This is a genomic window from Sinorhizobium sp. P24N7 (assembly GCF_042436655.1).
In the GTDB taxonomy this organism is placed as follows: domain Bacteria; phylum Pseudomonadota; class Alphaproteobacteria; order Rhizobiales; family Rhizobiaceae; genus Sinorhizobium; species Sinorhizobium meliloti_A.
This window is the reverse complement of record NZ_JBHMIW010000125.1, coordinates 1-459: the sequence shown is the minus strand read 5'-3', so window position 1 is coordinate 459 and position 459 is coordinate 1. Positions and strand designations below refer to the sequence as shown.

The following is a 459-nucleotide window of genomic DNA, read 5'->3' as shown; positions in this document are numbered from 1 at the left end:
AACCTGTACCGCTCCGAAAGACTTCTTAATCGCCCTCAGCGAGAGCAGAGGAGACTCATTCATCGCTCACCTCGAATTGGAGGCCGATCGCACGGGGTCTTGCCCGTGGATCAGCCGATCACCACGCCGTATCCGCGGCGCGGTCCACGAACTACCGAATGCCAACTTTGGCGCAGGCATCGGCGACCTCGTTGACGCAGAGGTCTTTGGCGGTGACGAAGCCGTCGGCAACCACCGTGTCGGCCATGTTCTTGCCGGTGACGCTGACGGGTTCCAAGAGAATTGAGGGCACCTTGTGGCTTTCCGCGTCATATTCGCCATTGACCAGTTCGGCGCCGAGCGTCTGACCAGCCCGCACCATCACGGCAACGGCGGCTGCGGCGGCGACCTCGCGATAGATCGGCTTGTAGACCGTCATGCACTGGTAACCAGTGAGGACGTTCTGCAGCCCCTGCAGAG

1 pseudogene is annotated in these 459 nt (G+C 61.4%); it reads right to left on the bottom strand.

Annotation, left to right across the window (positions count from 1 at the left end):
* Window positions 1–151: 151 nt before the first annotated feature.
* A pseudogene (locus ACFHWW_RS34260) lies at window positions 152–459 on the bottom strand (hypothetical protein); the annotation flags it as partial.